Genomic DNA, 5,965 nt, shown 5'->3' with positions numbered 1-5,965 from the left:
GAAAAAGGCCAGCGGCACCTCCTGAGGAGCCAACTGCGTCTGGAGCTGTCCCCCCGCCCACCGCCCCGCCACCGCCACCCGGCCTCCGCCCACGTCCAGCACCGCCTGCGGCACCTGCACCACCCAGTCCCGACCCTCCGGCAAAACCTGCAGCTGCCCTCTTCCGGCAATCTCTCCCCCAAGACTTTCCCAGCTGGCCTCCGCCCGCGGTTGGGATCCCGTCAGCGCCACCTGCACTTGAGCGGAAACCGGCCCCACCCAAGGAAGAGCGCCCCGGCGGGGCAGGTTGAGGCCGTAAAGGGCCAGCACCTGCTCCACGTCGGCTCCGCTGACTTGAAGATCGAACTGGCCTGCCAAGCCGGCAGCCCATTGCAGCTGGCCGGAGCCTTGGATGCGACCCCCTGCAGTCTTGAGGTCAATTGCTTCCAAGGCCAAGGTTTGATCCGCAAAGCGGAAGCCAAAGGCATACTCCGACACCGGCAGGCGATCCACCTGCCCCGGCGAAAGCCCCCGCAACTGTCCCCGGATCTGCGGCTGATCCAAGGCTCCAGTGACCGCTACGGATCCCCCTACCACCCCCTCCACCGCCACCGGCAGGCCAGTCACGTCAAACGTCTCTTGGATCTGTTGAAGACTGGCCGGCACCAGTTCCGCCTGCAAACCAAACCCCTGTCCTTGCTCCCAGACCACCGGGCCTTTCAGCTCTGTGAAGGAAAGCTGACCCAAACGACCGCTGACTCCCTGCAGCTCCAGCCCCTGCAAGGTAAAGCGAACGGAGCCCTTCACCTCTTCAAAAGGATGGGGCAACCTCTCCAGATCCAGCCGAGCCTGTTGAACCTGGGCCTGCCCCGTCAACTCCAGCGGTTGATCCCGCCGCCAGAGCACCTGGAGATCCAAGCCAGTTTCCCCCTGCACCTCCGCAAAAGGGGCCGCCGGCACCACACTGGGCAAGAGATCCAAAGGCAGACGAGCCGCAGAAAGCGTCACCGAACCGGAAGCCTGGGCAAAATCCGCCACCCCCCTGAGCTGCAGGGGGTACCCCCCCTCCCCCTCCCGAGGGAGCAACCGTGCCGTCGCCTGGAAACTGGCCCGCCCCCCGAAAAGATCCTCCTCTCCTGGCGGGGCATTGTGAGTCAGCCACACCTGCACCTGGCCCTGCAGCCGATCAAACTGGCGTCGCTCCCCCACCAAAGGGATGGCCGTCAGGGATCCCTGGCGCAAACGGATGTTCAGCCCCTGGAAAGGCAGGGATCCCTCCCCTTCGGGCAGTTGAAACTGCACATCCGCCCAGCCGCGATCCAGCGTTTCCATCAGCAGCAGTTGCGGCTGGTTTAGGGTAACATTCAGCACCCACTGACCCGTCTGCAGCCAAGTCCAGAAATCAGGGCTGAGGTCGATGGAGCCGATACTGGCCAGATGTTCAACGCGGCTTTCTCCCAAGCTCACCTGCCAGGGGGCCAGAAACCTCACCTCCCCCAATTCCACGCGCCGGCGCATCGCTTGCGAGAGGGTTGCTTCCACCTGCGGCAGCACGTGATCTTGAAGGTAGATCCCTGTTCCCCAGGCGGCACCAAAGGCGGCAGCCGTCAAGCCCAAACCCACCCCAGCTAGAGTGATGGGGGAAAGGTTGAATCGTTGCTGCTGCATCTTTGGATCTTGGTGATCCTCTCCCAACCGCCTACCCCTTAAAAACCTGACAGGCTCCCAAAAGCCATTCGTGCACTGCGGGCCGACCTTGCCGGCACAGTTGCCCCCATCCTACCCAAGGACTCCTGGCTTGCCACGAGGGAACAGAAAGAAGAGATCCCTGCTCCCAGGCGTAATTCCCCCGAAGACCCCGCGGAAAAATACCGTCTCCCGCGGAGAACGGGGATGCTAAGCTATCTCCACACCCGAGATTGAACCCACCCTGGGGCCTCTCTCAGGTGTTCCCTTCTGTCGAGATGGTTGAAAGGAGAAGAGCCATTCCGGAACCCCTATCTCTGACGGTCAGCTTGCGCGGCAGCCGCGAGGCGCTGGAAAACTGCCAGGTCTTTCACCTGACTGGCCTTCTCGATGCCTTTTCCGAGCCGGTCTTTGTTAAGGTGGTCACCAAATACCTGGAAGAGGGATCCCCTAACCTGATCCTGGATTTGACAGGGATCGACTTCATCGACAGCTCTGGCGTCGGCGCCCTGGTGCAATTGGCCAAGCTGGTGCAGAGCCGTGCAGGTATCTTTCAGGTGGTGAGCAATCCCCGCATCACCCAAACGGTGAAGCTGGTGCGCCTGGAGAAGTTCCTATCTTTGCGCAACTCCTTGCAGGAAGCCTTGGATCGCCTGAAGGAAGGAAGTACGGGCAGTACAGAGACCGCCTGATACGTAATAAGTATGGGTCTGGGAACCTTTTGGGGGATCAGTGCTGGAGCAGGGGATCCCGACTGGATCACGGTCAAAGCAGCCCGCATCCTCAGCACGGTCAACTGGGTGGCCTGTCCCCAAAATGCCGCCGGCCAGCCGGGCCTGGCCTATCAGATTGTGCGCCCTTGGCTGCGACCGGAACAAACCCTCTTGCCGCTTCGCCTGCCCTTTGTCACCCAGCCGGAAGTCCTGCAAGCTGCCTGGCGAGTGGCTGCCCAGCAACTAGCCCCACTCCTAGAAAGGGGAGAAGATGTCGCCTTCATCTGTGAGGGAGACGTGGGCCTCTACAGCACCTTCGCCTACGTGGCCCAAGCTTTGCGGGAGCGGATCGCCAACTTGCCCATCCAGGCCATACCGGGGGTGTGCTCTCCCTTAGCCGCTGCTGCTGCCCTGGGATCCCCCTTGGTGCTCGGCTCCGAGAAATTGGCGATTTTACCGGCTCTGTTTGCCCTCTCGGAACTGGAGCAGGCTTGTGCCTGGGCTGAGGTAGTCGTTCTCATGAAAGTGGCCTCTGTCTACCCTCAGGTTTGGCAGTGGCTGGCCGAAAGAGGTTGGCTGCAACAAGCCAGCTTGGTGGTCTGGGCCGGCTGGCCCCAGCAAACCCTCTTCCCCACCCTGGAAGGACTGGCCGACTACCAGCCCCCCTACTTTTCCCTCTTGATCCTGCGCTCTCGGCCCCGGAATAAAGATTCTCTTAACCCAGAAAACGGGCTGCGGCTGGATTGAGTTTTCTAGGATAGGGAATGAGTTCCTTCCGGCGATTAAGCCCGAAGCAGGGGTTGGTCGTTGTTTTTTTGCGTTTATTTCTGTTTAGCTCAAGGCTCGCGCCGAGCCAGCTTGTTTCCCCAAAAAATCAGGTGTCCTGTGACGGAAAGAGGCTGAGGAATCCGAATCCAGAATGCTGGGATCCCTCATTGACCTGAACCAAAAAGAGATGAAAAGACCAAGTTAAAGGAATGATCCAGCCTGTTAAGAATGGTTGCCGCCCTTGGTGGAGAGATCGGCTATAGGTTAGATTATGAATGTAGTGATTCAGGCGAGGAGGATAATATCTCATCCCCATCCCAAACGCGAGGCACCGCTTCTCGACTGACTCAAATCCAAAATTCTCTCCAAAGTTCTCTGTCGGTCAACGCTCTGATCCAAGCTTCCGATCCGTTGCTTCGGCAGATTCTCCTGAGAAGTGGTTGTCTCGCCCAGCAGGGCACCTGGTACCTACGACAGGTTTTCCTCGAAGCAGAACAAGGGAGTTAGGCAGATAGCGGTTGGGCTTGCTGCACAAGCCACTGGGAAAGTGAGAGAGCGCTCTAGGTGTTCCTCAAATAATCCTCAAATAAAAGTGGTTTTGCCAGATCAACAAGCTCAGCTGGCTATTTTGAGTCTCCATTCATGAGCGAGTCAGGGTGGGAAAATCGGTGATCAGGTTCAGGTGCTCTCAACCTGCAAGCTCTGCGAGTCGGAACCAGCGCTCAGTGGGACAAGGACTGCGGGCTTTAGCAATTCGAGGTTCTCTCAGTTCATAGTTTCACTCTCACTTTCAGGAGGTTGCTATGTTTACCTTTCTCTCAAAGATTGCTAGAGCAATTATCCGCATATTTGCTCCTGCCAAGTCCGATCTGGTGGAAGTGGGTTACCAGCCCATCACGGATGATATCTATCGCATCAACGGCTCAGCCTGCCATTTTAGCGATCTGGAGATCTCATCGTAAACCTCAGAGTCGGATTCTGGTGTCGGAGCGGCCACTGGCGCTGGCCTAGAAATTGGAAAAAATTGGAAAGCTACAAGTTAAGACAACTGAATAAGTCTTAGTTAAGTCTTGGATGCGGTTAGTCCGCGTCGGCAGGGGTGGTTTTCCTCCCTGTGGCCAAGTTCTACCGGTTCAGTGGTGGCTCCCCGTGGGGGTCACCACTTATTGTTTTGTTGTTTGCAAGTTGTTTGGGAAAATAAGGGGGATGCCTGCGGTTGCCCCGTCTCAACCTGTGTTGCCTTCCCCTGTGGTTTACCCGGCTACACCGGGCGATCTGGATCCCTTGGCCGAAGTTCTGGCGCAGGTTTTTTATCCGCCCTCAGGTCTGCAACGCTGGATCTACCCAATTCGCAAGCTGGGCATTCGCGAAGAGTTGCGCCTCAGGCTGGCCGCAAGGGATCCCCACTACTGCTGTCTGGCAGCTGCGGTGGGATCCGAAGTGGTGGGCACTGCCGAGATCTCTTTGCGGGTCACAGCCCACGGGAAGTATCCCTACCTCTCCAACTTGGCGGTGCTGCCCGGCTGGCGGCGGCGAGGAATTGCTCGTCTGCTTTTGCTCAGTGCTGAAGGGGTGGCGAAAGGGTGGGGCTACCGCTGTTTGCATCTGCACGTATTGGAAGACAATCTCCCCGCGCGGCAACTGTACGCCCAACTGCGCTACACCCCTATTGAACGCACCTCTCAACTCTGGCGATGGTTGGGGATCCCTCCGCAGCTTTTGCTCTGCAAGTGGCTACCTTGAATCGGCCCATCGGCAACATTGAGCTGGCAGATTCCCACCCCGCCGGCTTGCTTCATGGTGGTGAGACGAGGTCCTGGACTCAGCTTTTATAAAGTTATGTAAACTAGAAATCGGGTTTTAGAGAGGTCCTAGAGTGGCAGTGAAGGAAGTGGGCAGAGTTTGGCGCTGGTTAAACCTCATGGGATTGGTTGTGGGCCTGCTTGTGGGCTTTGGGATGACTCAGCCTGCCTGGGCCCAGTGGGGAACTACTCCTCTCCCGCCAATAGGTTCTCCGGCACCGGAGTTCGCATTGCCAGATCAATCCGGGCAAATACGGCGGCTGGCGGATTTTCGGGGGGAGTGGGTGGTGTTGTATTTTTACCCCCGCGACTTCACTTCCGGCTGTACGATTGAGGCCCGCCGCTTTCAGCAAGATTTGCCCAAGTTCCGGGCCATGGGGGCACAGGTTGTGGGCGTGAGCGCCGACTCGGTGGACTCTCACAGGCGCTTTTGCTCGGCAGAGGGGCTACAGTTTCCTTTGCTGTCGGATCCCGACGGCACGGTCAGTCGAGCCTACGGATCCTGGATGGGCGATGTTGCCCTGCGCAATACGTTCTTGATCGACCCGGAGGGGATTTTGCGAGAAATCGACCCAATCGTGAACCCCAGCCGCCACAGTGCTGAGGTTCTGGCCCAGTTGCAACGGCTTGTCGGTAGCTAGCCCTCTAGCTTTCCGGGCCAAAAGTCTGCTCAAACTCGTGGAGCAACTCGTCGATCTCCTCCAGCGCTTGGTTGACATCCACGCGCAAGCTGCCCAAGTCTGGCTTTTCCAACAGCTTGGCTACCGCTGGCCGGCGTTCGCGGATTAGCTTGATGCGCTCTTTCAAGGCGGCAATTTCGGCGGCGTCCATAGCTTCAGAGACCTAATTGACTCTCCTAGCTTATCGCTTCCGCTGGGGGAGTGTCGCCTGCTGGGATCCCTTTCTGAACCACCGAGAGCCAATCATAATAGAGCTGCGCAACCTGGCACTCAACCCCGCTTCAGAGCATGACTCTAGTCAATAATAAGCTCAACTATACTGAAAATAATGTATAAT

6 protein-coding genes and 1 pseudogene are annotated in these 5,965 nt (G+C 58.2%); 5 read left to right on the top strand and 2 right to left on the bottom strand.

Translation table 11 applies throughout. The annotated features are described in order from the left end of the window. A pseudogene (locus NW829_RS11485) lies at window positions 1–1,647 on the bottom strand (translocation/assembly module TamB); the annotation flags it as partial. A gap of 296 nt (window positions 1,648–1,943) precedes the next feature. Between NW829_RS11485 and NW829_RS11480 the strand changes: the two are divergent. From NW829_RS11480 to NW829_RS11460, 5 genes are all read left to right on the top strand, one after another. Beyond that, window positions 1,944–2,357 carry an STAS domain-containing protein gene (locus NW829_RS11480; protein WP_414417132.1) on the top strand — a complete coding sequence of 138 codons (414 nt, stop codon included), beginning with the start codon at window positions 1,944–1,946 and terminating at the stop codon, window positions 2,355–2,357. Window positions 2,358–2,369: 12 nt separating this feature from the next. Further along, window positions 2,370–3,125, top strand: coding sequence for a precorrin-2 C(20)-methyltransferase (locus NW829_RS11475; RefSeq protein ID WP_414417131.1), 756 nt, complete (start codon window positions 2,370–2,372; stop codon window positions 3,123–3,125). Window positions 3,126–3,949: 824 nt separating this feature from the next. Beyond that, window positions 3,950–4,108 (top strand): hypothetical protein, encoded by a 159-nt coding sequence (locus tag NW829_RS11470; protein WP_414329361.1) that lies wholly within the window; start codon window positions 3,950–3,952, stop codon window positions 4,106–4,108. Window positions 4,109–4,352: 244 nt separating this feature from the next. Then, window positions 4,353–4,889, top strand: a complete 537-nt coding sequence (locus NW829_RS11465) for an N-acetyltransferase family protein (RefSeq protein ID WP_414417130.1) — start codon at window positions 4,353–4,355, stop codon at window positions 4,887–4,889. Window positions 4,890–5,067: 178 nt separating this feature from the next. Continuing rightward, entirely contained in the window at window positions 5,068–5,589 is a 522-nt protein-coding gene (locus NW829_RS11460; protein ID WP_414417129.1) for a peroxiredoxin, read from the top strand. A 4-nt stretch (window positions 5,590–5,593) separates the two neighbouring features. On the opposite strand, the gene NW829_RS11455 is transcribed toward NW829_RS11460, so the two are convergent. Continuing rightward, the gene (locus tag NW829_RS11455; RefSeq protein ID WP_011433765.1) at window positions 5,594–5,779 is read right to left on the bottom strand and encodes a hypothetical protein; all 186 of its coding nucleotides are present in this window, start codon (window positions 5,777–5,779) and stop codon (window positions 5,594–5,596) included. Between the last annotated feature and the right edge of the window lie 186 nt (window positions 5,780–5,965).

This window comes from Synechococcus sp. R55.8 (genome assembly GCF_047461895.1).
GTDB lineage: Bacteria > Cyanobacteriota > Cyanobacteriia > Thermostichales > Thermostichaceae > Thermostichus.
This window is presented reverse-complemented; position numbering and strand designations above follow the sequence as displayed.